Origin of the sequence: Lactobacillus sp. IBH004 (assembly GCF_026185255.2) — a bacterium.
GTDB lineage: Bacteria > Bacillota > Bacilli > Lactobacillales > Lactobacillaceae > Lactobacillus > Lactobacillus melliventris.
Map to the genome: position 1 here is coordinate 1,805,514 of NZ_CP110217.2, position 26,980 is coordinate 1,832,493.

The 26,980-nt window shown below is 38.4% G+C and carries 17 protein-coding genes; 9 read left to right on the forward strand and 8 right to left on the reverse strand.

The window, feature by feature from the left end; all coding sequences use genetic code 11:
• The first annotated feature begins 137 nt into the window (after positions 1 to 137).
• The 7 genes from LDX54_RS08890 (at position 138) to LDX54_RS08920 (ending at position 16,556) form a co-directional block, all read left to right on the forward strand.
• A complete protein-coding gene (locus tag LDX54_RS08890; protein WP_265667369.1) occupies positions 138 to 2,966 on the forward strand; it encodes a BspA family leucine-rich repeat surface protein in 2,829 nt (942 codons plus the stop codon).
• 1,851 nt (positions 2,967 to 4,817) lie between these two features.
• On the forward strand, positions 4,818 to 8,579 hold the full coding sequence (locus tag LDX54_RS08895) for a hypothetical protein (RefSeq protein ID WP_265667368.1): 3,762 nt from the start codon (positions 4,818 to 4,820) through the stop codon (positions 8,577 to 8,579).
• Complete coding sequence (locus LDX54_RS08900) at positions 8,486 to 8,875, forward strand: SLAP domain-containing protein (protein WP_265667367.1); 390 nt, start codon at positions 8,486 to 8,488, stop codon at positions 8,873 to 8,875. Before LDX54_RS08895 ends, LDX54_RS08900 begins: the two co-directional genes overlap by 94 nt.
• 708 nt (positions 8,876 to 9,583) lie before the next feature.
• Positions 9,584 to 11,227 carry an SLAP domain-containing protein gene (locus tag LDX54_RS08905; RefSeq protein ID WP_265667366.1) on the forward strand — a complete coding sequence of 548 codons (1,644 nt, stop codon included), beginning with the start codon at positions 9,584 to 9,586 and terminating at the stop codon, positions 11,225 to 11,227.
• 263 nt (positions 11,228 to 11,490) lie between these two features.
• A complete protein-coding gene (locus tag LDX54_RS08910; RefSeq protein ID WP_265667365.1) occupies positions 11,491 to 13,479 on the forward strand; it encodes a BspA family leucine-rich repeat surface protein in 1,989 nt (662 codons plus the stop codon).
• Positions 13,480 to 13,782: 303 nt separating this feature from the next.
• Positions 13,783 to 14,856, forward strand: a complete 1,074-nt coding sequence (locus LDX54_RS08915) for a P1 family peptidase (protein ID WP_265667364.1) — start codon at positions 13,783 to 13,785, stop codon at positions 14,854 to 14,856.
• Between the two features lie 83 nt (positions 14,857 to 14,939).
• Positions 14,940 to 16,556 (forward strand): alpha-glucosidase, encoded by a 1,617-nt coding sequence (locus tag LDX54_RS08920; RefSeq protein WP_265667363.1) that lies wholly within the window; start codon positions 14,940 to 14,942, stop codon positions 16,554 to 16,556.
• Between the two features lie 161 nt (positions 16,557 to 16,717).
• Here LDX54_RS08920 and LDX54_RS08925 read toward each other — a convergent pair whose 3' ends face one another.
• The 3 genes from LDX54_RS08925 to LDX54_RS08935 all read right to left on the reverse strand — a co-directional run bounded on the left by LDX54_RS08925 (position 16,718) and on the right by LDX54_RS08935 (position 19,175).
• A complete protein-coding gene (locus tag LDX54_RS08925; protein WP_265667362.1) occupies positions 16,718 to 17,905 on the reverse strand; it encodes an ABC transporter ATP-binding protein in 1,188 nt (395 codons plus the stop codon).
• A complete protein-coding gene (locus LDX54_RS08930) occupies positions 17,884 to 18,321 on the reverse strand; it encodes a hypothetical protein (RefSeq protein ID WP_265667361.1) in 438 nt (145 codons plus the stop codon). Before LDX54_RS08930 ends, LDX54_RS08925 begins: the two co-directional genes overlap by 22 nt.
• A gap of 347 nt (positions 18,322 to 18,668) precedes the next feature.
• Positions 18,669 to 19,175 (reverse strand): O-acetyl-ADP-ribose deacetylase, encoded by a 507-nt coding sequence (locus LDX54_RS08935; RefSeq protein ID WP_265667360.1) that lies wholly within the window; start codon positions 19,173 to 19,175, stop codon positions 18,669 to 18,671.
• Positions 19,176 to 19,595: 420 nt separating this feature from the next.
• Here LDX54_RS08935 and LDX54_RS08940 point away from each other — a divergent pair, with 420 nt between their 5' ends.
• Complete coding sequence (locus tag LDX54_RS08940) at positions 19,596 to 20,888, forward strand: gluconate:proton symporter (RefSeq protein WP_110446748.1); 1,293 nt, start codon at positions 19,596 to 19,598, stop codon at positions 20,886 to 20,888.
• Between the two features lie 54 nt (positions 20,889 to 20,942).
• Positions 20,943 to 21,830: a dihydrodipicolinate synthase family protein gene (locus LDX54_RS08945; protein WP_265667359.1), complete on the forward strand. Its 888-nt coding sequence runs from the start codon at positions 20,943 to 20,945 to the stop codon at positions 21,828 to 21,830.
• A gap of 106 nt (positions 21,831 to 21,936) precedes the next feature.
• On the opposite strand, the gene LDX54_RS08950 is transcribed toward LDX54_RS08945, so the two are convergent.
• From LDX54_RS08950 to ugpC, 5 genes are all read right to left on the reverse strand, one after another.
• Positions 21,937 to 22,119 (reverse strand): hypothetical protein, encoded by a 183-nt coding sequence (locus LDX54_RS08950; protein ID WP_265667358.1) that lies wholly within the window; start codon positions 22,117 to 22,119, stop codon positions 21,937 to 21,939.
• A 174-nt stretch (positions 22,120 to 22,293) separates the two neighbouring features.
• Complete coding sequence (locus LDX54_RS08955; RefSeq protein ID WP_046325641.1) at positions 22,294 to 23,151, reverse strand: sugar ABC transporter permease; 858 nt, start codon at positions 23,149 to 23,151, stop codon at positions 22,294 to 22,296.
• 2 nt (positions 23,152 to 23,153) lie between these two features.
• Positions 23,154 to 24,512, reverse strand: coding sequence for a sugar ABC transporter permease (locus LDX54_RS08960; protein ID WP_122038130.1), 1,359 nt, complete (start codon positions 24,510 to 24,512; stop codon positions 23,154 to 23,156).
• Positions 24,513 to 24,578: 66 nt separating this feature from the next.
• The gene (locus tag LDX54_RS08965) at positions 24,579 to 25,802 is read right to left on the reverse strand and encodes an extracellular solute-binding protein (protein WP_187157095.1); all 1,224 of its coding nucleotides are present in this window, start codon (positions 25,800 to 25,802) and stop codon (positions 24,579 to 24,581) included.
• Between the two features lie 70 nt (positions 25,803 to 25,872).
• Positions 25,873 to 26,979, reverse strand: coding sequence for a sn-glycerol-3-phosphate ABC transporter ATP-binding protein UgpC (gene ugpC / locus LDX54_RS08970; protein ID WP_045928747.1), 1,107 nt, complete (start codon positions 26,977 to 26,979; stop codon positions 25,873 to 25,875).
• Between the last annotated feature and the right edge of the window lies 1 nt (position 26,980).

Sequence of the window (26,980 nt, forward strand, 5' to 3'; positions counted from 1 at the left end):
CTAAGTTTTAAATAATCAAAGCGTTCTATATTACAAAATGTAGAGCGCTTTTTTGGTTAAATAGACCAGGTTTGACTTTTACTAAACTCAGCCATATACTAAGCTTATATTAACATGCAGTTTAGAAGAGGAATTATATGAACATGCTTAAGAATAATAATAAACAAGGAGAAAAAATATTACTCAGCGGCGTAGCCGCAGCTGCTTTAGGCTTAATTAATGCCAAGCCCCAGGCAGTGAAGGCAGCCACTTTGAATGGCAACCGTGCCACTAAGAAGACGACTAGAAGAACGGTTAAGACCAAGTTAAACTATCAAACTGAGACGGATTCAGAGACTGCAGGTGAAACGGCAACCGCTGACCCTGCTGACCAAGACAGTGGCAGTCAAACTAAAGTAAGCACAACAACTGGCCAAGACCAAAATTCTGCTGCTTCAACCAGTAATAATGACCACGATTCTGTTTCAGCTTCTGATAATAAGACTGCTACAGAACGATTTAACCCTGCTGAAGCTACTAAAGCTCAGATAAAGAGTATTTGGTATACAGTTCCTGTTGCTTTTGATAAAGAGACTGGAATATTTACTATTTCAAGTGGTAAAGTCAACGTCTTCGCCGTAAATGGAAATTTACCTGACATTGGTATTCACACTAGTGATAGTGATATTTGGTCTAATATTAAAGAAATAGATATAACTGGTCAAGTAACATTGCCCTACTCTATTGGCTTATTCAGAGATTTGCCTAAATTACAAAAGATTACGGGCTTAGAAAACTTAGTAATAGGCGACAAACAGCACACACCTGCAACATCTATGGCTGAAATGTTCGAAAATGATCCAAATTTAACTACTCTAGAAGGACTGAATTCTTCTAATTTCGATACTTCTTTAGTCTCTGATATGAGTAACATGTTTAAAGGCTGCACAGCTTTATCTAATTTAGACTTGTCTAGTTTAAATACTTCTAATGTTACTACAATGAATAATATGTTTGATGGTTGTGATAATTTAACCAGTTTGAACTTATCTAGTTTTGATACTTCTAAAGTTAAAACTATGAATGATATGTTCAGTTCTTGTCCCAACCTAACCAAGCTAACTTTAGGCAAAAACTTTAAGTTTGTTGGCTCTACTGGATTAAAAGATTTATCAGGAACGTGGGTAAATACGGGAGTTGATCAGGACTCTCCCGCTAAAGGGACAAATATATGGTCTTCAGACGAGTTAATGACTAATTACCAAGGAGACAAAGACCATGATACCTATGCTAGATATACCGCTGGTGCAGTCACCATTCATCGCCAAGATGAAGATGGCAAGCAGCTAGTTGATCAAGATGGTAAGCAAATTCCTGACGAAAAACTCTTCGGCAATATTTCCAATCCAGTAACTGTTGATACCAGCAAAGAATTTGCTGGCTACACCTTCAAAGAAAATAAAAATCCTGATGTAAAAGAATTTATCTCCGACCCGCAAGATATTACTTTGGTCTACTCTAAGAGTAAAACTGATAACACTAGTGACAACACTTGGGAAGGTGTTCCTTACACCTTTAATAATGGCGTCTTATCACTGGGCGTAAAAGGCATAAACTATAAAATTGACAACTCAGGAAACAAAGAAAAGAGCTACGCACTTGACACTCGAGATATTAGCATTAGCCAAAATATTAAGGGCGTAAATGTTGATGAGATTAAAGAAATTGATCTTAATGCCCCTATTGCAATTATAGGCAGTGCCAACGGAGTATTTAAGAACCTGAAGAATTTAGCTACTATAAAAGGCTTAAGTAATTTAGATACTTCGCAAGTAACAAATATGGAAGAAATGTTTTCGAACTGCCCTAAATTGACTGCATTGGATCTTTCAAGTCTCAATACTGATAATGTTGCTTCCTATTCTTCGATGTTCAGTGGCGACACAGCTTTAATTAGTGTAGACCTATCCAGTTTTAAAGTTGCAGCTAATGCTGAAATGAAGGATATGTTCAGTTCTTGTTCCAGCTTAACTAAGCTAGCTTTAGGCAAAGACTTTAAGTTTACTACACTGGATAATCAGCCAAATAATTCACTCCAGCAACCAGGCACCTGGGTAAACATGGGTGCAGGCGAAGGCTCTCCCGCTAAAGGGACCAAAAAATGGACTTCAGCCGAGTTGATGACTAAATATCAGGGCTCTACTGATCATGATACTTATAAGCTCTTTACTAACCTTGGTGGCATCGTAACTGTTCATCGCCGAGATGAACAAGGCAATCAGCTAGTTCCTGATGAAGAACTCTTCGGTAATATTTCAGACCCGATAAATGTTGACACTAATATTACTGGTTACACCTTAAAGGAAAATAAAAATCCTGATGTAAAAGCATTTACTTCTGACCCGCAAGATATTACTTTGGTCTACACTAAGAAAACTGGTACAGATAGTCAAGGTTCCGAAAGCAGCCAAAGCTCTCAAGGCAGTCAAGGTTCTGGCAACAGCAATCCTAATACTTCAGTTCCAAATAACACTAACAGTTCTTCTGGAAATAACGGTTCAGTCAATAATCCTTCGTCTTCTAATAGCCAAGGATCCAATAGTCAAGGCAGTAACACTGGCAATTCTAACAACAATTCCAGTTCTGGCAGTAATAGTCAAAATAATGGCAACAACTTGCCTAACAATGAACCAAATAACATTCCATCACCTGTGAATCGCAAACCCAAGACTGTTAAACCTCATAAAGCTTTTAATAAAGGATTTAATATCAAAGGTAAAAATGCAATTCGTGACCAGCAACTAGCAAATAGTCTAGATTACAATGGTCCTACTTCAACTGCACGAACCACCTCAGATGATAGTTTAACTGATCCCTTGCCGCAAACTGGTAACGACAAGCATAACAGTTTAGCAATGCTGGCTTTGGGCAGTTTAGCTTTGGCAACCGCCATAGGTGCAGCCTGGTTTGGTCGCAAAAAAGACTAGCTAAGTTTTAATTAATAAAGAATGTTCTAAATTGCTATTTATCATAATTTACATCTTTATGATCACAAAGGTAGCCATAAAGCCGGCTAATATTATAGTGATGCAAGTATTATAGCTATGGTAAAACCTATATTCAAAGTTAAGAATACTATGACTTGGGTAATGATATGTTTGCCAAAACTAATAAAGTTTATGGAAGTAGCCGTAGGCTAAACTAAAACATAACACTTATATTTACACTAGAAAATGTAAACGCTATGGACAAAAGACCTAAAGATTGTATGATTGAGATCTGTTGATGTGCTATTATAGCAGTATTACAGGCTATAATACTTTTCTGGTAAAAATCAGTATTTTAAAAAAGCCAACTTCTAATAAATAACAAAAAACAAAATATACGTAAACGTCTCTCTGATTTAAGTAATCGAGAGACGTTTTTTATATATATTAGATATTCGTTTATAAATAAATATGTGAAAAAAATGATATTTCAGAATAACTTTTTTATACTAAAATTTATTTATTAAAAAATTTATAAGATTATTAGTATAAACTATTTTGCTTTTCCCTAATTTTACCTGTATATTTAACATCATGTATATTTAATAAGTATATGTATATCTTGGAGGATAAAAATGTATAAACGAAAGAATGTAAATCAAACTAATAAGAAATTCTTATTTACCAGTGTTGCGGCTACTGTTTTAAGCTTAATCGCAATTAATCCTGACTCTGCCAAAGCAGATACTATATCTGACACGGGCAGTCCATATCATGATTCAAATAACAATATCACTAGTACTGCTTCAAATAATTTTGGTAATGACTCAAATTCTGCTACACCCACATCAGGAAATAGCTCAGATTCTGCCACAACTACTATAACTTCAAAAAGTACTAACTCTCCTAGTACTCAAGAAGAAAATGATCTTAAGGCTAACGAAAATATCATTAAAACAACTTGGAACAAATTAAAAATAACTTTTGATAAGAGACAAGGGATATTAACTATTTATGGTGGTGCCATTCATAATGAAGATGGTAAATTAGACCTTGGCTTTCACATTGCGGATGATGTTAAAGAAATCAGGTTTAATGGAAATGTTAAAATTTACGGATCCGCCCATGGCCTTTTTAATGGTCTCAATCGATTAACGTCAATAAAAGGACTTGATAAGCTAGATACTTCTGACGTTACTGATATGTCAAACATGTTTTCTTTTTGTGGAGAACTAATTGATCTCGATCTATCCAGCTTCAATACTGCAAAAGTTACTAATATGACTTCCATGTTTCAGAGCTGTAAAGCATTACAAAAGCTTGATATCAGTAATTTTGACATGAAAAATGTGCCTGTTGACTCGCTTGACTTGGAGAATAAGGATAAGAATAAGACTATAAACATGCTTGTAGACTTGCCAAGTTTATGCGCTATAGCTATCAGTAGTAAAAATAAGCTAGAAGGTTCAAATCTAATTGATAATAACTATCCCAATAAATGGATCAATGTGGGTAGTGGAACAGAAAATAATCCTCAAAACAGTTATCCATTGAGCTCAGGTTTACCAGAATTACCGTGGACTATACAAAATATAGTATTTAATTATAAAAAATTAACTGAAGAGGAATTTATTCGCTATAACGTTATAGTGCATTACTATGATGATAGTAAGAATGATATTACACCAATTGGGTATGCATATGTAGCTGATAATGACTTTAGTAAATTAACACCAAAGAAAATAGCTGGCTATACTTGTCAATCTGACAACCTTCCTACTAAGCTGGAAAAAGATCAGGGTACTATACCAGAATTCTATTTTACGTATACTAAGGATAAAGATACAACTGATGGCAACGGATCCGATAGTAACGGATCTGGCTCCAATGACTCCGATAGTAACGACTCCAGCTCCAATGGTTCCGACAGTAATGGTTCTGGCAGTAATGGATCCGATAGTAACGGATCTGGTAGTAACGGATCCGACTCCAACGAATCCGATAGTAACGGATCCGGTAGTAATGGATCCGGTAGTAATGGATCTGACAGTAATGGGTCTGGTTCCAATGGTTCTGGCAGCAACGACTCCGACAGTAACGGATCCGATAGTAACGGATCTGGTAGTAACGGATCCGACTCCAATGATTCCGGTAGTAATGGATCTGATACCAACGACTCCGGCTCCAATGGTTCCGGTAGTAATGGATCTGGCAGCAATGGTTCCGACAGCAACGGATCCGACTCCAATAGCTCTGACAGCAATGGATCCGATAGTAACGGATCTGGTAGTAATGGATCTGACAGTAATGGGTCTGGTTCCAATGGTTCTGGCAGCAACGATTCCGGTAGTAATGGATCCGACTCCAATGGTTCTGACAGTAACGGGTCCGACAGTAACGGATCTGGCAGCAATAGTTCCGACAGCAACGACTCCAACAGTAACGGATCCAGTAGCAATGGTTCTGACAGCAATGGTTCCGACAGCAACGGATCCGACTCCAATAGCTCTGGCAGCAACGATTCCGGTAGTAATGAATCCGACTCCAATGGTTCCGGTAGTAATGAATCCGACTCCAATGGTTCCGGTAGTAACGGGTCTGACAGCAATGGGTCAGGCTCCAATGGTTCTGACAGTAACGAATCAAGTAGCAACAACTCAGACAGTAACGGGTCTGGTAGTAATGGATCTGATAGTAACGACTCCGGCTCCAATGGTTCTGACAGTAACGAATCAAGTAGCAACAACTCAGACAGTAACGACTCCAGCAGCAATGATTCTGACAGCAATGGATCTGGCAGCAATAGTTCCGACAGCAACGACTCCAACAGTAACGGATCCGGTAGCAATGGTTCTGACAGCAACGACTCCAGCTCCAATAGTTCCGACAGCAACGACTCCAGCAGTAACGACTCTGATAGTAACGGCTCAGACAGCAATGGATCCGATAGTAACGGATCTGGTAGTAACGGATCCGACTCCAACGAATCCGATAGTAACGGATCCGGTAGTAATGGATCTGGTAGCAACGACTCCAGCAGCAATAGCTCAGGTAGCAACGGTTCAGACAGTAATGGATCCGACAGCAACGGGTCTGGCTCTAATGGTTCTGGTAGTAACGATTCCGGCTCTAATGGTTCCGACAGCAACGGGTCCGGCAACAGCGACTCCGGTAGTAACGACTCCAGCAGTAATGGTTCCGGTTCCAATGGTTCTGGCAGCAACGGTTCAGACAGTAATGGATCAGACAGCAACGGGTCTGGCTCTAATGGTTCTGGTAGTAACGGATCTGGTAGCAACGACTCTGACAGTAACGGTTCCGGCAGTAACGGATCTGGCAACAACGACTCCGGCTCCAATAGCTCTGACAGCAATGGCTCTGGTAGTAACGACTCCGGTAGTAACGGATCCGACTCCAATGGTTCCGGTAGTAACGGGTCTGACAGCAATGGGTCAGGCTCCAATGGTTCTGACAGTAACGGATCCGGTAGTAATGGTTCTGGTAGTAACGGATCTGGTAGTAACGGATCTGGTAGCAACGACTCTGACAGTAACGGGTCTGGTAGTAACGACTCCGACAGTAATGGTTCTGGCAGTAACGACTCCGATAGCAACGGATCCGGTAGTAACGACTCTGGCAGCAATGGGTCCGACACTAACGGATCTGGTAGTAACGACTCCAGCTCCAATAGTTCCGATAGTAACGGATCCGGTAGTAATGGATCTGGCTCCAATGGTTCCGACACTAACGGATCCGGTAGTAACGGATCTGGTAGTAACGGATCCAACTCCAACGAATCCGATAGTAATGGATCTGACAGTAACGGGTCTGACAGCAATGGTTCTGACAGCAATGGATCCGGTAGTAACGGATCTGGCTCCAATGGTTCCGACACTAACGGATCCGGTAGTAACGACTCCGATAACAACGACTCTGGCAGTAACGGATCCGGCAGCAATGGCTCCAACAGTAACGACTCCGGCAGTAATGATTCCGGCAACAACGACTCCGACAGCAACGATTCTGACAGCAACGACTCCAGCTCCAATAGTTCCGACAGCAACGACTCCAGCAGTAACGACTCTGATAGTAACGGCTCAGACAGCAATGGATCCAATAGTAACGGATCTGGTAGTAACGGATCCGACTCCAACGAATCCGATAGTAATGGTTCTGGTAGTAACGGATCTGGTAGCAACGACTCTGACAGTAACGGTTCCGGCAGTAACGGATCTGGCAACAACGACTCCGGCTCCAATAGCTCTGACAGCAATGGCTCTGGTAGTAACGGCTCAGACAGCAGTGACTCTGGCAGTAACGGGTCAGGCTCCAATGGTTCTGACAGTAACGACTCCAGCAGCAATGGATCTGATAGTAACGACTCAGGCTCCAATGGTTCCGGTAGTAACGGATCTGGTAGTAACGACTCCGGCAGTAACGACTCCGACAGTAACGGATCTGGCAGCAACGGATCCGGCAGTAACGACTCCGATAGTAACGGATCTGACAGCAATGGATCCGATAGTAACGGATCTAGCTCCAATGGTTCTGACAGCAACGACTCCAGCAGCAACGATTCCGGTAGTAATGGATCTGGCAGCAACGGATCTGGTAGTAACGATTCCGGTAGTAATGGGTCTGATAGTAACGGGTCAGGCTCCAATGGCTCTGGCAGTAATGATTCCGATAGTAACGGCTCAGACAGCAACGACTCCAATAGTAGCGGCTCAGACAGCAACGATTCCGACAGTAACGGATCTGGTAGTAACGACTCAGGCTCCAATGGTTCCGGTAGTAACGGATCTGGTAGTAACGACTCCGACAGCAACGACTCCAGCAGCAATAGCTCTGGTAGCAGCGAATCCGATAGTAACGGGTCAGGCTCCAATAGTTCCGACAGTATCGGATCCGGTAGTAATGGATCTGACAGCAACGACTCCAATAGTAGCGGCTCAGACAGCAACGATTCCGACAGTAACGGATCTGGTAGTAACGACTCAGGCTCCAATGGTTCCGGTAGTAACGGATCTGGTAGTAACGACTCCGACAGCAACGACTCCAGCAGCAATAGCTCTGGTAGCAGCGAATCCGATAGTAACGGGTCAGGCTCCAATAGTTCCGACAGTATCGGATCCGGTAGTAATGGATCTGACACCAACGACTCCGATAAAAACGACTCTGGCAGTAACGGATCCGGCAGCAACGAATCAAGTAGCAACAACTCAGACAGCAACGATTCCGACAGTAATGGATCTGGTAGTAACGGGTCCGACAGCAATGACTCCGATAGTAACGGGTCTGGCAGTAATGGTTCTAACAGTAATGGTTCTGGCAGCAATGGTTCTAACAGTAATGGTTCTGGCAGTAATGGTTCTACTAACCCAATTTACCCTGTTTATCCTATTATCTCGGTTAACCCAAGTAACCCAATTATTTCTGTTAATCCTGTTAACTCGGATAAACCAGATGTTATTAAGGTACCGGTTCAACATAATTCTCAAACTGCAGTTATCAGAACTGTGCATCACAATTCTTACATATATGACCGGAATGGCAAGCGCAGACTTGAAGAATACTTTGTCGGCAAAAAGATTAAAACTTACGGCGTTATAATCATTAAAGGTAAGAAGTTTTATGATTTAGGTAATAACCGTTATATTAAAGTAAGCAACGTTTCAGGTGTAATCCGTAAATTAAAGCATAATGCATACATTTACACTAAAAAGAATAAGAAAGCTAAACGCCTTGGACGTAAAGTTTTAAAGAAGAATAAGAAAATTAAGCGTCTTGGACGTAAAGTTCTAAAGAAGAATAAGAAAGTTAGAACTTACGGTGGTGCAATCAAGATGCACAATAAGTGGTACTACATTGTAGGTAAAAACCAATATGTAAAGAAAGCTAACTTTTAGAAATTAGGTATAGCTAAAATATTCTTACGCTGCTTTTGATAGTTTAATTTAGATATAAGACTAGGCATGACATCCTAACAAGATAGTTGGGGTGTCATGCTTTTTTTAATAAAAAACAACTAGCGCTAGCAACGCATCAGTGAAGATACTCCGTAAAAAACATTAACTTTACGGAGCTTTTGGTTAGCAAGATTATGAATAAAAATGTTAATGAAATCACCCTAAGTAAAAGTATTACTAACTATATAGGGAGGTAGCTACATTACATCAGGTAAGACTTCAAAAAGGAAAATGATCAGATAATATTTAGTACTTAAAGGCTTTCATAATTTAATCAAATTATTTTTAATAATGAAAATAATAGTAAAATGTTTGCCATTAATAGCAAGCAAAACAAGCAAAATTTAACTGAAAGCAGGATAAGTAAAAGCAGCAGTCTAGATAATAAAATCATTGAGAACTAGGCCCCATTTGCTAGCTTAATTGGCATATAGTTCAATGGCAGAAAAACGGACTCGGACTTTAAATTATACCCTCTTCTTTTTTAACCAGCTTTAATTTATGAATTTAATTTTTTACTTTATTTACTTGTACCAAAAAATAGCCATAACTATATAAAAACACATTTTATGATATTTATTTGTATAAGATATGTGTATATAATAAATTATGATGTAATAAAAATTTAATTGGAGGAAGAGTGTGAATATGCATAACAATTTTTATCATAAAGGTAAAAAGATTTTATTTACTAGCATGGCTGTTGCTGCCTTAAGTGTGATTGCTGCAAATCCTGTTGCAGCTAAGGCTGCCGAATCACAGGGAGAGCAACCTGTTAAGCCAGCTGAAACTAAGTCAACAACAAATAATGATAAGGGCAATAAAAAAGATATAGAGGATCATACTGCCGAAGATGATTCACACAGTCTATGGGCTTCAAGATGGATTATGGGAACTTATCATTATGACGAAAAGACTAAGACTTTTACTATTAAGTCAGATAAAGCAGGTTTAATTAACAATTATTATCCAGGTGGTCAACAACCACCTATTATCAATCCTTTCCGAATAGCTTGGAATATTGATGATGTTAACACAGATGAAATTGAAATCATTAAAATTGACGGTCCTGTTACTTTCAACGGCAATGCCAGTTCATTATTTGCTAATTTACCAAACTTGAAGGAAATTGAGGGATTAAACAACCTTGATACAAAAGGAGTCACTAGCATGAACCAAATGTTTGCTAATGATCCTAAATTAACTTCATTAGACCTGTCAAACTTTGACACTTCTAAAGTAACCGACATGATGGGCATGTTTACCAATGATTCTAGTTTAACCTCATTAGATGTATCAAAATTTAACACTTCAAACGTGACTGATATGTCATACATGTTTGCTCAGGTTGATGCATCTAATGATGACGATAAACCAAGTAAAGACGCTGCTCCGAAATTGACTGAAATTAAAGGCTTGGATAAGTTTGTTACTACTAAGGTAGAACGAATGGGCAATATGTTCAGCAACCAGAGCGCTTTAACATCTTTGGACATCAGTAATTTCACAACTCCATCAGAACCAGTACCAGTAAAAGATGCAGACGGAAATACACTTTATAGTGAACCCGCTGAAACTGATATGCTAAAGGGACTGGACAGCTTAACCTCGCTAAAACTTGGTAAAGACAATATTATTAAAAGTTCTGGTCTTAACACAAAGGGTACATGGAACCTGAACGGTAAAAACTTAACTTCTGATGAATTTGCAAGTCAATTTGATGGTAAGGCTGGTCTTTACACTTTAAAACCTGCAAGTAATAATGTAACTCCAGTTATTCCATCTACTCCAAGTACACCAGCTACTCCATCTACTCCAAGCACACCTTCAACCCCAAGTACGCCAGTTATTCCATCTACTCCAAGTACGCCAGTTGCTCCATCCAACAACAATACTACAACTAAGCCAAACACTAACGTCAAGAAGGGCGTTAAGAGAGTTGTTACTCACAATGCTTACATCTTTAACCAAAATGGTGTACGTGTAAGTGGTGAATTCTACGTTGGTGATTCCATTACTACTTATGGCACTAAGTATATTAACGGCAAGAAGTTCTATGACTTAGGTAACGATCGCTTCGTCAAGGCCAACAACGTTACAGGTATTAACCGTAAATTAAAGCATAATGCTTACATTTACACTAAGAAGAATAATAAAGTTAAGCGCTTTGGACGTAAAGTTTTAAAGAAGAATAGGAAAGTTAGAACTTACGGTGGTGCAGTCAAGATGCACAACAAGTGGTACTACATCATTGGCAAGAACCAATTTGTTAAGAAAGCTAACTTTAGATAACAAAAAATACTTTTCATAAATAAATAAACCCAATTAGTAGTTATCGCTGCTAATTGGGTTTATTTTTGCTTGGCATAATAACTCCTAGTGAGTAAGCAAGCCAGCTTGGCAATTTATTAATCAAATTAACTATTTGTTCTTTTCAAATAAAAGTGTATAAATTATGTTAATAAACTAAAAGGATGTATAATACCTGTAATAAAGTATAAGCTAAATATTAATCATGTATACATTTATTTTATTGTTGAAGAAGGAATAGTAACATGAGGAAGAAAAAGAATTCTAAGCAAGCAGAAACTTCATTAGTGTACTTTAGCATTGCTGCTGCCAGCTTAAGCTTATTATCCATGACCCCTAAAACAGTCAAAGCCGATGAGACAGTGCTTTCATCCCTTACCAAGCAAACTGTTGCTGGTAAAAATTATGCTAACAATAAAGTTGCGTTCCCTAAATCTACCACAAACGATCAACCAAAAGTTAACACTCCAGAGGCGCCTCAATTTCAAGATTCAGCTCCTAATACTTTTAAATGGGGAAACCTCGACGTCACTTATAGCAACCACGTAGTTACTGTTCCCGGCGGCAGTGTTACTCAACCCGGATCTATGGCCTATATTAATGGCATTAACAAAGATGATATTCAGGAAGTGAAGTTTACTGGTCAATTAAAAGTTAATTCGGCTGCAGAAATGTTCAGAGGCTTACCTAATTTAACTAAAATTACCGGTCTAAAAAATCTTGATACATCTGATACCATTGACATGAGGTACATGTTTGCAAATTGTAAAAATTTAACCAGCATAGACGGCATCGGTGATTTACAGACTCCCAAAGTTACTAATATGCTTTATATGTTTGCGGATTGCGGTAAATTGACTGACCTGGATTTGTCCGGCTTTGATACCACCAATACACAATATGTAGAAGGCATGTTTCAAGGTTGTGAAAATTTGCAGAGCATTAAGTTTTCACCTAAATTCACAATAGCTAATGTAAACAGTATGAAATTCATGTTTAGTGGGTGCTCCAGTTTAACTGCTCTAGACCTTAGCAAATTTAATACTAGTAATGTTACCAACATGATAAGGGTTTTTGAAGATTGTTCCAGCTTAACCAAGTTAGACTTATCATCCTTTGACACTTCTAAAGTGAACGATATGATTGGAATGTTTACTGATTGTAGTAACTTAAAAGAACTTGATCTCAGCAGTTTCGTCATAGATCCCGGTATTGACAAGGGTTATATGTTACATGGACTTACTAAATTGAACACCCTTAAACTAGGAAAAAGAACTTATATTAATGATTCGCATCTTGATACTCCGGGAACGTGGGTTAATGTTGGCAATGGCACTGAAGACGCACCACAAGCAAACCAGAAATTGAATTCTAATGATTTAGCTTCCCATGGAATTGATGACACGTATATCCGTCCAGGTGCAGCTATTAAGGCTTTTTATTTAGATACTGACGGCAAGTCTATTGCGGATGAAACAAGTTTAAATGGTAAAATCGGTAACAGCTATAAATTGACACCTAAAACAATTCCAGGATACGTTATCAAGGAAATTCCCGCTAACGCCAGTGGCTTTTTCACTGATCAGCCACAAATTGTCAAGTTTATTTATTCCGCTGTTCCCGTATCCGTCCCTTCTACTCCAGCCGCTGCAACCCCAGTCAAAGCCGCGAATGTGATTGTTCATTATCAAGATGAAAGCGGCAATAAACTTGCACCCGATACGGTATTACAGGGCAATGTCGGCGATGGTTACATTATCTCTCCTGTAGAAATTGCTGGCTATACGCTAAAAGCCAGGCCTGATAATGCTACCGGCTTTTACAGTGATCAAAATCAAGACGTTACTTACATTTACACTAAAAATGATACTGGTTTAAGTTCTGTTACAAGAACTGTTTTCCACAATTCATATGTTTATGATGAAAATGGCATCCGTAAAAAGGGTGAGTATTTTGCTGGCGAAACGGTCAAAACTTATAGTACTAAGCTAATTCAAGGCAAAAAGTACTATGATTTAGGCAATAATGACTTTGTAAAAGCAGTTAATATAACTGGGGTAAACCGTAAATTAAAGCATAATGCTTACATCTACACTAAAAAAGCTAAACGCTTGGGCCGCAAGGTACTGAAAAAGAAATATACGATAACAACATATGGTGGCGCTATTAAAATTAATCATAAGTTATACTATATTGTTGGTAAGAACCGTTATATTAAAAAAGCTAATTTTTAGCAATTTAAAAATAATTAAATAGAAAAGTTCTGACTCTTTAGCAAATACAGTTAATAAAGATTAAATAGAATCAAGCGGTTAATAAACTGTTTGGTTCTTTTTTCCTTTGCCTTGTTTTCTGCCAATCTAATCCTGATTAGCAGATTGCATAAATTGGCGCAGCCAAAAGCTGTGTGCTATGCCTTTGTTGACTACCTGCTTTTGCGTCAGATTATCTTGGTATAGTTGCTTTTTATCTTGCATAAAAATTAACGAACCGTTTTAATAAGAGAAGAAATTTTTTAAAAAACAAAAGGAGTAAAAATGGGACTTAACAAACCACTTTTATTTGCGCTTAGCGATACTAAGCCTGGACCAAAAAACTTAATTACAGATGTTGCCGGAGTTACAGTTGGCCACAAGACAATTGTCACTGATAGACTCAGAACCGGTGTCACTGTAATCAACCCTTGTCCAGACAACATTTTTCGGGAAAAAATGCCGGCCGCTACACATGTGATTAACGGCTTTGGCAAAAGTACAGGTTTAATTCAAATTAATGAACTGGGTACAATCGAAACGCCTCTGGTGTTAACCAATACTCTCAGCGTGGGCACTGCCTCGATGGCTCTGGTCAAAAGAATGCTGGCCGAAAACCCTGAAATTGGCCTTTCAACTGGTAGTGTCAATCCGATCATTATGGAATGCAATGACAGCTCAATTAATCATATCCGCGATTTGGGTGTCACCGAAGACGATGTTAACGATGCTTTTGCCGCTGCCACAATTGATTTCGCTGAAGGCGGTGTTGGTGGCGGTACAGGTATGCGCTGCTATGAACTCAAAGGTGGTATTGGCTCTGCTTCAAGGCAAGTCGAGATTGACGGTAAAACCTTTACAATGGGCGCGCTAGTCATGTCCAATTTTGGTCTTAGCACCGATCTCAATATTTACGGCCATGCTATTGGTAAAAAGTTTGTGGATAACAAAGACAGTAAGGAAAAAGGCAGCATTATCACAATAATTGCTACCGATATTCCGTTTAACTCGAGGCAATTAAAACGCATTGCCAAGCGTTCTGGTATTGGCATTACACGCACTGGCTCATTTAGTGGTAATGGCAGCGGTGAGGTTACCCTGGCCTTTTCTACTGCTAACCGCGTAAGTCATTTTCCTGATCACGAATTAAGCACAGTTCAGGCAATTACTGATGACAAAATTGACCGCTACTTTAGGATTACAGTTGATATAGTTAACGAAGCCATTCTCAGTTCTTTGGCTCATGCACAAACTACGCCAGATCGTGACGGCAAGCCCATGTTATGCTTAAAAGATGCTTTATTGCAGCTGGGCAATGACGAAGAAGCACTGCAATTACACTCAGATTTAGGACTTTAATCAGATACCGGTAACATTAATTCTCATTATTTTGCAGTGTTATAATTAACTGATAATGTTAGCGATTGCAAAGGAGAATTAATATGACACCTTGGTGGAAAAATGCAGTAATTTATCAAATTTATCCCAAGTCCTTCCAAGATAGCAATGGGGATGGTATCGGAGACCTACCCGGCATTATTAGTCACTTGGATTATTTGCAAAAATTAGGGATCGATGCAATTTGGCTTTCGCCAATTTATCAATCTCCCGGTGTGGATAATGGTTATGATATTGCTGATTATGAAGCAATTGATCCGCAATATGGCACTATGCAAGACATGGATAAGTTGATTAGTGAGGCTAAAAAACGCGGCATTCGGATCATCATGGACTTAGTTGTTAATCATACCTCTGATCAACACCAGTGGTTTATTGAAGCTCGCAAAAGTAAAGATAATCCTTACCGCGATTTTTATATCTGGCGTGATCCTGTTGCCGGTCATGAACCAAATGATTTAAAATCTGACTTTTCAGGTTCTGCCTGGCAATTCGATGATCAAACGGGCCAGTATTACTTGCACTTTTTTGCCCCGCAACAACCGGATTTGAATTGGCAAAATCCGCAATTACGGCACAAAATATACGACATGATGAACTTCTGGCTTGATAAAGGCATTGGCGGCTTCCGGATGGACGTAATCGAACTGATTGGCAAAGAGCCTGATCGCAAAATTCGCGAAAATGGTCCACAACTTCATCATTATCTTCAGGAAATGAACCAAGCTGTTTTAGCTAACCGCGACGTAGTCACTGTTGGTGAGACTTGGAGTGCCGACCTTGACAGCGCCCGTAAATATTCAGATCCCGCTCGACATGAACTCTCAATGATTTTTCAGTTTGAAGATCAGAATATTGATAAGCAACCGGGAAAACCAAAATGGGATCTCAAGCCGTTTAAAGCCAGTGATCTTAAAGAAGTCTTGCTTAAATGGCAGACACAAATAGATTATAACCACGGTTGGAACAGTTTGTTTTGGGAAAATCATGACATTCCCCGTGTCATTTCACGTTGGGGTAATGACGACAAATACCGCGTACAGTCTGCCAAAATGTTTGCCATTGCCTTACATTTAATGCGTGGTACTCCGTATATTTATAATGGTGAAGAAATTGGTATGACTAACTGCCCAGTCAAGGATATTTCAGAAATTGAAGACCTCGAAAGTATCAATATGTATAATGAGCGAATCAAGCAAGGTTATACCAAAGAAGAACTAATAAGGTCAATTAATGCTAAAGGACGCGACAATGCCCGCAGACCGATGCAATGGTCAACGGCTAAAGCTGCTGGCTTTACTACTGGTAAGCCTTGGCTGACACTTAATCCTAATTATCAGGATATTAACGTTCAAGCTGCTTTGGCGGACCCACAATCAATTTTTTATACCTATCAAAAACTCATTAAATTACGTCATGAAAACGAAATTATCACTAATGGCAGCTTTACACCGGTTCCTGCAAGCTCTAATGTCTTAGCATATTATCGTGAACTTGCAGGCATGCGCTGGTTAGTCGTTGCCAATTTGACTGGTAGTGCCGAACGGTTTTCTGCACCAGATGAAATTGACCAGGTTTTAATTAGTAACTATAATGCACCGCAATCACTTAACAACATTAACTTAAGGCCATATGAAGCCTTTGCCTTGATTGTAAAATAAAAGCTTTATTTATGTGAAAATACCCCCAAATTTGTCCTAAATTTGGGGGTATTATTGTGACTAAATTACCGAAATAAGATTTAGCAATTAAGTAAAACTGTCACTGGTGAAACTTTGCCGTCACTTTACCACAAATAGGGCTTTGAATTCAGTTTCACAGCCTATTTATCTAAAATAATATTTCCGTCAAATAAGTCAGCTGTTTCTTTTTGTAAATGATGTGTTACTAAAACAACGGTTTTATTTTTCTGAGTCAAAATCAACTTTTCCAAGGAAATGCTGGCCGCTTTATCTAATGATGAAGTCGCCTCATCAAAAAGATACACTGGTGTATCACGCAAAAGTGCCCGTGCAAGTGCAATTCTCTGCTTTTGCCCACCAGATAAATTAGACCCCTGATTTGCCAGTATCGTGTTGACGCCAGCTGGAAGATGGGCAATTATTTTATCAATGCCACATGCTGCAATGACCTGGTTTAGCTTTGCAGGAGCAACCTTTTGCCCCAAAGTTAAATTCCATTTTAAACTGGCTGCAAAAATATAGGGCGTTTGTTCGACATAAGAAATTACTCGATGCAACTGGCTGTCAGTTATTTTAGCATAGTCTATGTCACCCAATTTAAGCGTACCAGTATAATTTTTTAGCAGACCACTAATAATATTAAGCAGTGTTGATTTGCCTGCAGCAGAATCACCGAGCAAGAGGTACTTTTTCCCTTCTTCAATAGTTAAATTCAGATTGTCTAAAATTGGTTGGTTCTTCCCCTGATATGTATATGAAAGACCCTTAATTTGAATTTGACTGGCAGCAATTTCAGTTTTTTGATCAGGCTGCGTGGCCGTTTTAATATTTGCCAGCTTATCCATAATTGGTTTAAGTGATCTAAATTCTTGCCAGTTAAAACTAATGCCGCTTAATTCGGCAAAAATTGTACCGGCAAAATATTGCGCACCACTAATAGTTCCCACTGGTGTAAGATGCCGCAAAATCAAATAGCCACTCTGGGCTAAAACAATTACTTGGCTTAAATAGGCAATACAATTGGTAAATGATTGAGTGAACCCAGCTGCCTTAACGTAATCAACAGCATTTTTCTTTACATCTTTAGATCCCTGATTAATTCTTTTAACAATTACTTGAGGTAAATTTGCTAAAAATAAGGTATTGAAGCCATTCAGGACATCATTAAATTTATTAACTAGCCGTTCTTGCGCATGGGAGAATTCAAGCGAACGTTTAGATAACCATTTTGAAAACAAGTTAGGCACTACTGCCATAATTGTAGTTAAGATAACAACAGTGACAAGTAAGCTGATCTGAAAATATGCTAAAGTGACTGCTCCCAGCAAGATTTCGCTAATTGTTGCACAATCATCATCAAGTCGTCTACGCCAAAGTCATTAATCGTGTTAATATCATTCGTTAGCCATGACACGTAAGTTGCAGTTGTTTGCTGATGAAAAGACTGATAATCCGATTGTGACAACTTTTGTGCCACATCCTGCCGAATTAGCAGATCAATTTGCTGCTTCAATTTTGTTTGATTGATTGAAATTAAGTAGGTAAAGACTGCATACATGACATAGGCAGCAGCCATAATTGTGACCCAAATAAAAAACAGTTGGGCATGCAGTTTGGTGACCTGAGTTAGGGCATTTGCACTGGCAATTCCTGCAAGTGTTGAAAAGCCGGAATTAATAACAGTTAAGGCAATTACTATACTAAATTGCCACTTAGATCTTTTAAAATATTTGATTAAAGGCATATTCCTCCTAATTTTTATTTTTTATTAATATTTTTAATTAATAATATTACTTTTTTCATTTTTACTCAAGTTTATCTAGCATTAATTTTAGCTTGTCCTGCCTCTCAACTACGAAATTGGCGACACTCTACCAGTAGTCGAAGCCCCGAAAACTAATTAACCTTTATAGTTAGTCAACTTTCAGAACTGTTTTTATATAAAAAAACCAAGTCATGTTACTGGCTTGGTTATTATTTTATAGACAAGTTAATTATAATTTAATAAAAAAGTTAAAGGGATAGCTCGACATTAGTAAGATTAATTTTTGAAAAACAATTGAAAATAACCTTCTTAATCTTTCCTCAAGCCTATTTTTTAACTTCTGCTCGGTATAACTCTGCCGTTTTGGCATCAAAGGCACACATAATAATCTTCATTTGATAGTCAGAATGCTCCGTAAGCCAACTCTGCACCACTGTAAAGGCAATATGGGCGGCTGGTGCAGCAGGAAAACCGTAAGCTCCAGTAGAAATAGCCGGAAAAGCAATGCTATGCAGATTATGATCTTTAGCTAAATCTAACGAGTTTATATAACAGTCCTTTAACAACTCATTATCTTGTTTAGAGCCTGAATAAATTGGCCCCACAGTATGAATGACAAACTTGGCAGGTAACTTGTACCCCTTGGTAATCTTAGCCTGACCCGTTTCACAGCCATGAAGCTGCCTGCACTCGGCCAGCAGCTGCGGTCCAGCTGCTTGGTGTATTGCACCATCAACACCCAAACCACCTAATAAAGACTTGTTTGCGGCATTAACAATTGCATCTATAGTTAATTTAGTAATGTCACCTTGAATAATTTTGAGATTTTCCATAAACATAGCCTCCCTCTTTTCTTTCATTCTAAACCTAAAAAGATTTTTTACTTAAAATGTTATCTGTAAACTCTCTTTTATAATTAACTATTTTTAGTCAAAGTCTCAAGGTTAAGTAATTCTACATCATAAAAATTCTTTATTTTGCCAATAAAATTATCTCCATTAGTTTCTATTTAATCGCTGTTTTAAGGTATATGTGTATGCGATCAGCAAAAAACTTTCCCAAAAGTATTGCTTTTTTCTTCCTAATGTATCAGAATTAAACATAGGTAAGCGCTTACCTAAAAAATATATTTATTGCAAATAAAAAAGATAGGTGAAATAGCTAAGTCTTTGACTAAATTACTTATTCGGTTTATTTGTAGTTTTATACTATCAATTTAGATCTGTTTTTAAGCTAATTAAGGAAGAAAAATTATGGTTTCATATATAATTCCGATTTTACTATTAATCAGCTTTTTCCTTTTTATTTATTTCATACTAAAGGGCGGCAATTTAACAATTGGCCTATTTGTGATGGCTATCTTGTGGGCTATCATTGGACTTGTTCCCTTTGACACAGCTATCAAGAAAATATTCACTGAACCAGTCCTTGGTTATGGACCAACAATTATTTATATCATCTTTGGTTCCTGGTTTGGCCGAGTACTAGTTGAAAGTGGCATAGCTTCTTCTATTTCTGAAGAAACAAATAGGATTGGTAAAAAGAAACCTTTATTATCGGCAATTTTAGTATTATTGGTTACTTCGTTTATTTTTATCAGTGCATACGGAGTTGGCTCAGTTATAGCTATCGGGGTAATTTTATTACCGATTATGCTATCAGTAGGTATTCCGCGCGACTTGGCTTTAACGACTTTTTGTTTAGCTATCGGTGCGCCAATGTATATTAATGTGGTTTTATTTAATCAAATAAAGCCTTTCTTTCCATCCGTTACCTATGATAATAAATATCTGAAATTCGCTTGGATAGCAGCGATTATCCAATTGGCATTCGTAATACTTTTGCTAGTCTTAAATCGTAAAAAAATCGACCCTGCAAAAGCACAAGAAAATTTAGCAGTTATCGGTGCCAAAATTGATAACAGTGATCAGCAACCAAAAATCTCAAAGATTGCTTATATAGTACCAATTGTCCCAGTAGCAATGAATATGCTTTTTAAGTGGGATGCTGTACCGTCACTTACTTTGGCTGCAATATTGGCCATGCTTTTGACTAAAAAAATGAATAACTATAAGAAATTAGTAGATTTCATTAATGATACTGTCAAAAAAGCCATATCAGATATTGCTGGTTTAATCATGTTCTTAATGGCACTGACGATGTTTACAGGAGCCGCCAAAATTGACGCAGTTCACTTTAAGCCCCTATTCAGTGCAATTTTGCCTCATGGCCACTTAATATTAGCGCTGATATTCGGAGTATTAGCTCCGTTAGCACTATTTAGAGGTCCTCTACACGTTTGGGGTGCTGGTGCGGCTACTGCTGCAGTTCTTTCAGGTACCCATTTATTCAGTGACTATTTCTTACTACCACTGTTACTGATTCCAAGTTTACTTGCAGTGTCTACTGACGTTACACAGTCTTGGAACATTTGGGGACTTGATTACATGAAAGTTGATACTAAGAGTTTCCTAAAATATGGGGTGCCAACAATGTGGATTGTGTCTATTATCAATGAAGTTGTGGCCTTTATGTTTTTCGGCTAAATATTAGTTAAAATTGGAAGTTAAAATTATTATACAGAAATGGAGAACAGAAAGATGAAGAAAGAATATATTTGCCCTATTTTGACCATTTTAAAAGATGAAAGTACTGTAGATTTTGACGCTATGCATAAGCTGTATGACCGCCTGATTGAAGATGGAATTTCAGAAATTGCTCTTTTAGGCAGTTGTGGAGAATTCTATGCTCAAACCTTTGAAGTTTGTCAATCTTTAGTAGAAGATGCAATTAAGTATATTGACCACCGGACTAAAGTTTTAGTCGGTGCCAATCGTATGGATGATCAATTAACTATTAAATTTGCTAACAAAGCTCTGGAACTTGGTGCAGATGGCATTTTGCTAGTAGGACCATATTACATGTCTTGTGATAGAGCTGGTATTATTACCTTCTATAATAAGATGGCTAAAGCTATTAAAGGCGATATTATAATTTATAATTATCCTGACAGAACTGGTTATGATGTTAACGCCGACATTCTCTTAACTTTATTAAAAGACAACTCTAATATTGTTGGAATTAAAGATACTGTTGGGGACGTTAACCACACTCTCAACACTATCAAAGTTGTAAACGCAAAATTCCCTGAATTTAGAGTTTACACTGGTTATGACGGTAATGTAATTGATGTAGTTAAAGCTGGCGGTCAAGGTGTAGTTGGCGGATTATCTAACCTCTACAGTCATGTTTGTGTTGACTTGTTAAGAAACTATGAGGCTGGTAATGATGAGCAAGTAGCAAAAGAACAAAAGACAATTGCTGAAGCTTCTGAACTATTAAATATAGTTAACCCATTTATGACTTTATTCAAATATATTCTCGATCAAAGAGGAATTCCGAATAACGTTGTAGCTTTAACACCATCTTCTCCAATGTCAGATGAACAAAAGCAAAAAGCTTTAAGCATTTATGACAAGACAATATAAACTAGTTTATATATGACATACAAGGCTTGGTTCTGATGCAATAGGTTGGAAGCAAGCCTTTTTTGTTCTATTTTTATATGAAGATTTTGAATACCAAAAATGCGACTTATGTGAGTCGCATTTTTGGTAGTCTACCATTAGTTTCTTTAATAGCATTACTTATTTTAGTTGCTAGGTTCTGCATCTGCTTCATTGAAATTAATAATTTCCAAAGTTTTTTGGTGGTCTTACCATGAATAGTTGCACCTAGTTGATCATTCAATATTTCAGCAGTTTTAGATTCAGTCATCATATAACCCTTAAATAGCTGCAAGAAGACCATACCTGCTCAATTCTTATGCTTTACTAAAAGTCATTTCTCTTCAAGTGGTGATAATGGCCTACTTTCCTTATCTTAGCTCAAATTATTTTTGCCCAAACAAAAAAATGCGACTCTTGTGAGCCGCATTTTTCTTACTAAGTCCTATCCCTTTTCTGCGCCAGCCGTAATACCGTTGACGTAAAACTTCTGCATGAAGACGAATAAGATCGTGATTGGAATAGCGATAATCACACAACCAGCAACAAACTCCGCAAAGTACGCGGTAGCATTGCCTTTAGTGTTGTGCACCATGTTATAAAGTCCGTACGCAATTGTGTATGTTTTAGGATTGCCTGAGGTTGACAAAATAATTCCCGAGAAAATAAAGTCAGTCCACGGACCAATAAAGGCTGTTAAAGCAGTGTAAACTATCATAGGCTTAGCTAATGGCAAATCAACGTGCATGAAGATTTGCCATTTAGTGGCCCCGTCAATTTCAGCTGCTTCATCTATTGAAAATGGTACCGTGTCAAAGAAGCCTTTAGCAACGTAGAATCCTAGTCCGGCGCCACCGACATATACCAGTAGCAGGCCGCCCAGGTTTAACATGTTTAAGCCCTTTAAAATGTAATAAAGAGCGATCATTGACATAAATCCAGGAAACATGCCCAAGACCAGTGCAATCTGCATGAACGGCTTTCTAAACGAAAAGCGTAACCGTGACAAAACATAAGCAACCGAAATCGTTAAAAAAGTAGAAATGATCATTGATAGTATAGAAACAATCAATGTGTTAATAATCCAGCTGACTAGTGGGTACTGTGAATTAGTAAAAATACCAATGTAGTTGTCAAAAGTGAATTTTTCAGGCCAAAAAGTTGAAACAAATCCCGTATCATTATAGGAAAAACTGGCTAATATTATCCAGATAATTGGTAAAATCCAAACTACGGCCAGGATAATTAATAATAGATAACGAAAAATGAGTGAAAGGCGTTTTTGATTTTGATATGATTTCATTTTTAGCCCTCCTTAAAAGCATTGGTATGGCGGTATGCAATTAATGAAAATACCGCACTGATAATAAAGATGAGGATACCCAAGACCGCTGACGCATTGTAGCGCTGCTCCTGACCAAAGGTTAAGTTGTACAGCCACGTTACCAACAGGTCGGTAGAACCTGCACCATTATACTTGTTATTCATTGGTGCTCCGCCAGTTAACAGGAAGATCACGTTAAAGTTATTAATATTACCAATAAACTGTTGAATAAGAGAAGGTGCCATCACAAATAATATTTGTGGAAAAGTAATTGACTTGAATACCTGTAAGGCATTAGCACCATCGATTTTTGCGGCTTCAATTTGATCGGTTGGCAAATTTTGAATAATCGCAGTCGAAACCAGCATTGAAACTGGAATACCGATCCACATATTAACAATAATAACCGTTATTCGTGCTACCAAAGGTGAGGCTTGACTGTCAATAAAATGTAGCGGATGAGAAATCCAGCCAATATTCATTAAGATATTGTTGAGTGCGCCCTGATAATCTAAGAACTGAGCCATCATTAACAAAGAAACAAACTGAGGTACAGCCCAGACAATCACAAAGATTGTCCGCCAGAAGCCTTTATGTTTTATTCCTTTAGATTCAATCAGTAAGGCAAGCAAAACTCCAAAAAAGAATGTTGTTGCCGTAGCAGCTACCGCCCAGACGAGTGTCCAACCCAAAACCGGGAAGAACGTGCCTGAGAGGTCACCACTAAGGACATTGCCAAAAGCTTGAAACCCTGTCCAAGAAAAGGCAATTGGGTGTTGCCGGTTATAGTTGGTAAACGCCATTGAAATCATAAAGATTGTTGGCAAAATGGTAAAGCAAAGAATACCAATGATTGGAAAAGTCATCAGAGTATCATGCAAACGAGAATCAAACAAGTTTGCCAGTTCTTCTTTATTGGTTAAAATGTGTTTGCCATCCCGCTGGAGCACATAATTTTTTCTGGTAGAGCGCAGATTGACAATGTATAAGTAAACCATTGCAATACAAACAATAATTGCCAGTAAGCCAAACAAAAGAATCAAAACGGAGTTTGAAGGTTGCTTGGTAATATAAACGCCTTGTGCGCTATCATAAACAACCTTTTTACTTTTAATTGGTCCCAAACTTGACAACATACTAATTGCGGATATGCCACTAAAAACAAACCAAGCAATAAAGGCCACTTCTGCCAGCAATAATGCTAGGCCTTTTACCCATTGCTTATTTGCCAAAGCATTGGAACCCATAAAAAAGAATGATAATTTAGTAGCAATATTGCCTTTAGACCATACTTCCTTAAAGGTTGCCTCAGGTGCCGCATGTTTTTTCTTTCTAAACATAATTCTTCCTCTTCTTGAACAAAAAGGTTGGGCACTACTTGTCCAACCTTTAAGTATTTTAATTAACTATTTCTTTGATGAATGCTTAGCTAATTTATCAAGTTGTGCTTTATATTGATCAGGTTTAACTTTACCATCATATGCACCATTGATTAGAGGAGGAACATCGTTCCAGAAGACAGACATTTGTGGTAATTTCGGCATCAAGACTGAGTTGCCAGGTTTAGACATTTCAATTACAGCATCAGCAACTGAATCATTCTTAATTACTGGGTCATTAACTGCTTCCTTAAGAACAGGGATTTGACCAGCTTCTTTGTGCGCAATTAATTGTGACTTTTTATCTGTAATAAATGCTGCTAATTGTGATGCAGCCTTAGGACTCTTGGTATGAGCATTAACAGCGAACCCTTCGATTCCCAAAAAGGCCTGCATTTGCACATTCTTGCCACCAACATTAATCATTGGGTACTTAGCAACAGCAAAGTTCTTACCTAAAATCTTCTTAATGTTAGCCGCGTTCCAAGGACCATCCAAGATGGCTTGAGCGTTGCCCTTCTTCAATTGGTTCAAAGCATTAGAGGTCTGCATTACGCCCTTGTTATTCTTTTGCTCTGCAAACCACTTCAATGCGTTAACACCTTTAGCAGAATTAAAGGTTGAGCCCTTCAAATCTTCACCACTGTCACCATAAAGCTTTGTACCAGCAGAGAAGAATACCGGCCACATAACATAAGCGTTAGTAAAGTCTGTTGCTACAACTCCCTTTGAAGTTAAAGTCTTCCAGTCTTTTACATCGCTTGCTGACAATTTAGACTTGTTGTAATAAATTGTTTGTGCCTGTTGTGCATAAGGATAAGCATAGATCTTGCCTTTCCAGGTTACACCTTTAGCCGCAACGTCAATGTAATTAGATTTAATATTGTTACTATCTTTTGGTGACAGCGGGTTAATATAACCAGAATCTGCCAGTTGACCTAATTGATCATTTGGTGCTTCAAAAACATCGGCTGCTTTTGAAGGGTCCTTGCCCACATCAGTTTTAGCATTAGCTGATCCGGTTGGATTTTGCGTAACGCGCACTGAAATATTCTTATGTGATTTAGTAAAATCACTGGCAATTTTCTTGTAGTATGATACCTGGTTAGTATCAACCCATAAAGTCAACTTAGTATTTTGATTACTACTGCTGCTTGATGAAGAGTCTGACTTACCATTAGAACATGCTGCAAGTGACATTGCAGCTAAAACTGCTGTACTTCCTAAAGCTACTTTCTTCCAAATATTCATGTTATTTACCTCCTAATATAAAACAACATGTTTTTATATCAATGACAATTGAAGTCACTGATTTTATTCCCTAATTAACTACCGCCAAGGTTGTATCCTTGTCGAAAAAGTGTGCTTTGTTTAAATCAAAGCCCATCTTGACCTTTTGCCCTGGTTGATAAATATCCCGGGCATTGATGTTAGCTACAAACTCAGTTTCATCCACTCTTTGGTAAAGCTGAATAGTAGCGCCCAAGAGTTCAGAAACAACGACTTCAGATTCGACCACCGCGTCAGGCCAAGTTTCTAAAAAGGCTTCTTCTGCGTGGATATCTTCTGGCCGAATACCCAGTATCAAGTCGCGGTCATTATAGCCCTGCTCATTAAGCAGTTTTGACTTGCCTTCAGGTATTCCCAGATTAAGACCCTTGCCATCAGAGACTTGACCGTCATGATAGTGGACATTAAAGAAATTCATTTGCGGTGAACCGATAAAGCCGGCGACAAATTGATTAACTGGGTGGTTATATACCTCCTGCGGTGTCCCAATCTGTTCAATTTTACCAACTGACATTACCACTACCCGGTCAGCCAAGGTCATAGCTTCAGTCTGATCATGAGTAACGTAAATTGTAGTTGTACCTAAGTTCTGGTGCAGCTTGGCAATTTCTGCCCGCATGGAAACACGCAGTTTCGCATCCAAGTTTGACAGCGGCTCATCCATCAAGAAGATGGGAGCATCCCGCACTATTGCCCGTCCCAGAGCAACTCTTTGCCTTTGACCACCAGAAAGTTCTGCCGGCTTTTTATCCAAATATTCACGCAAATTAAGAATCTTAGCAGCATTTTGTACCCTTTTATCAATCTCATCTTTATGATAATGGCGTAGTTTCAAGCCGAACGCCATATTATCGTAAATTGACATGTGCGGATAAAGCGCGTAGTTCTGGAAAACCATGGCAATGTGACGGTCTTTGGGTGCCACATCATTCATTACCTTATGATCAATTTCAAGAGTACCTTTGCTAATGTCCTCTAATCCCGCAATCATTCTTAAAGTAGTTGATTTACCGCAACCTGAGGGGCCGACAAAAACAATGAATTCTTTATCTTTAATGTGTAAATCAAAGTCTTTCACTGAATAGTGATCATTGCCTTCATACTTTTTACACATATGGTTTAAGTCAACTTCAACCATA

Bases quoted from the DNA above. Each gene is read 5' to 3' on its own strand.
- LDX54_RS08890 (WP_265667369.1), top strand. From the start codon at position 138: ATGAACATGCTTAAGAATAATAATAAACAAGGAGAAAAAATATTACTC.
- LDX54_RS08895 (WP_265667368.1), top strand. From the start codon at position 4,818: ATGGCAACGGATCCGATAGTAACGGATCTGGCTCCAATGACTCCGATA.
- LDX54_RS08905 (WP_265667366.1), top strand. From the start codon at position 9,584: ATGCATAACAATTTTTATCATAAAGGTAAAAAGATTTTATTTACTAGC.
- LDX54_RS08910 (WP_265667365.1), top strand. From the start codon at position 11,491: ATGAGGAAGAAAAAGAATTCTAAGCAAGCAGAAACTTCATTAGTGTAC.
- LDX54_RS08915 (WP_265667364.1), top strand. From the start codon at position 13,783: ATGGGACTTAACAAACCACTTTTATTTGCGCTTAGCGATACTAAGCCT.
- LDX54_RS08920 (WP_265667363.1), top strand. From the start codon at position 14,940: ATGACACCTTGGTGGAAAAATGCAGTAATTTATCAAATTTATCCCAAG.
- LDX54_RS08930 (WP_265667361.1), bottom strand. From the start codon at position 18,321: ATGCCTTTAATCAAATATTTTAAAAGATCTAAGTGGCAATTTAGTATA.
- LDX54_RS08935 (WP_265667360.1), bottom strand. From the start codon at position 19,175: ATGGAAAATCTCAAAATTATTCAAGGTGACATTACTAAATTAACTATA.
- LDX54_RS08940 (WP_110446748.1), top strand. From the start codon at position 19,596: ATGGTTTCATATATAATTCCGATTTTACTATTAATCAGCTTTTTCCTT.
- LDX54_RS08945 (WP_265667359.1), top strand. From the start codon at position 20,943: ATGAAGAAAGAATATATTTGCCCTATTTTGACCATTTTAAAAGATGAA.
- LDX54_RS08950 (WP_265667358.1), bottom strand. From the start codon at position 22,119: ATGACTGAATCTAAAACTGCTGAAATATTGAATGATCAACTAGGTGCA.
- LDX54_RS08955 (WP_046325641.1), bottom strand. From the start codon at position 23,151: ATGAAATCATATCAAAATCAAAAACGCCTTTCACTCATTTTTCGTTAT.
- LDX54_RS08960 (WP_122038130.1), bottom strand. From the start codon at position 24,512: ATGTTTAGAAAGAAAAAACATGCGGCACCTGAGGCAACCTTTAAGGAA.
- LDX54_RS08965 (WP_187157095.1), bottom strand. From the start codon at position 25,802: ATGAATATTTGGAAGAAAGTAGCTTTAGGAAGTACAGCAGTTTTAGCT.
- ugpC (WP_045928747.1), bottom strand. From the start codon at position 26,979: ATGGTTGAAGTTGACTTAAACCATATGTGTAAAAAGTATGAAGGCAAT.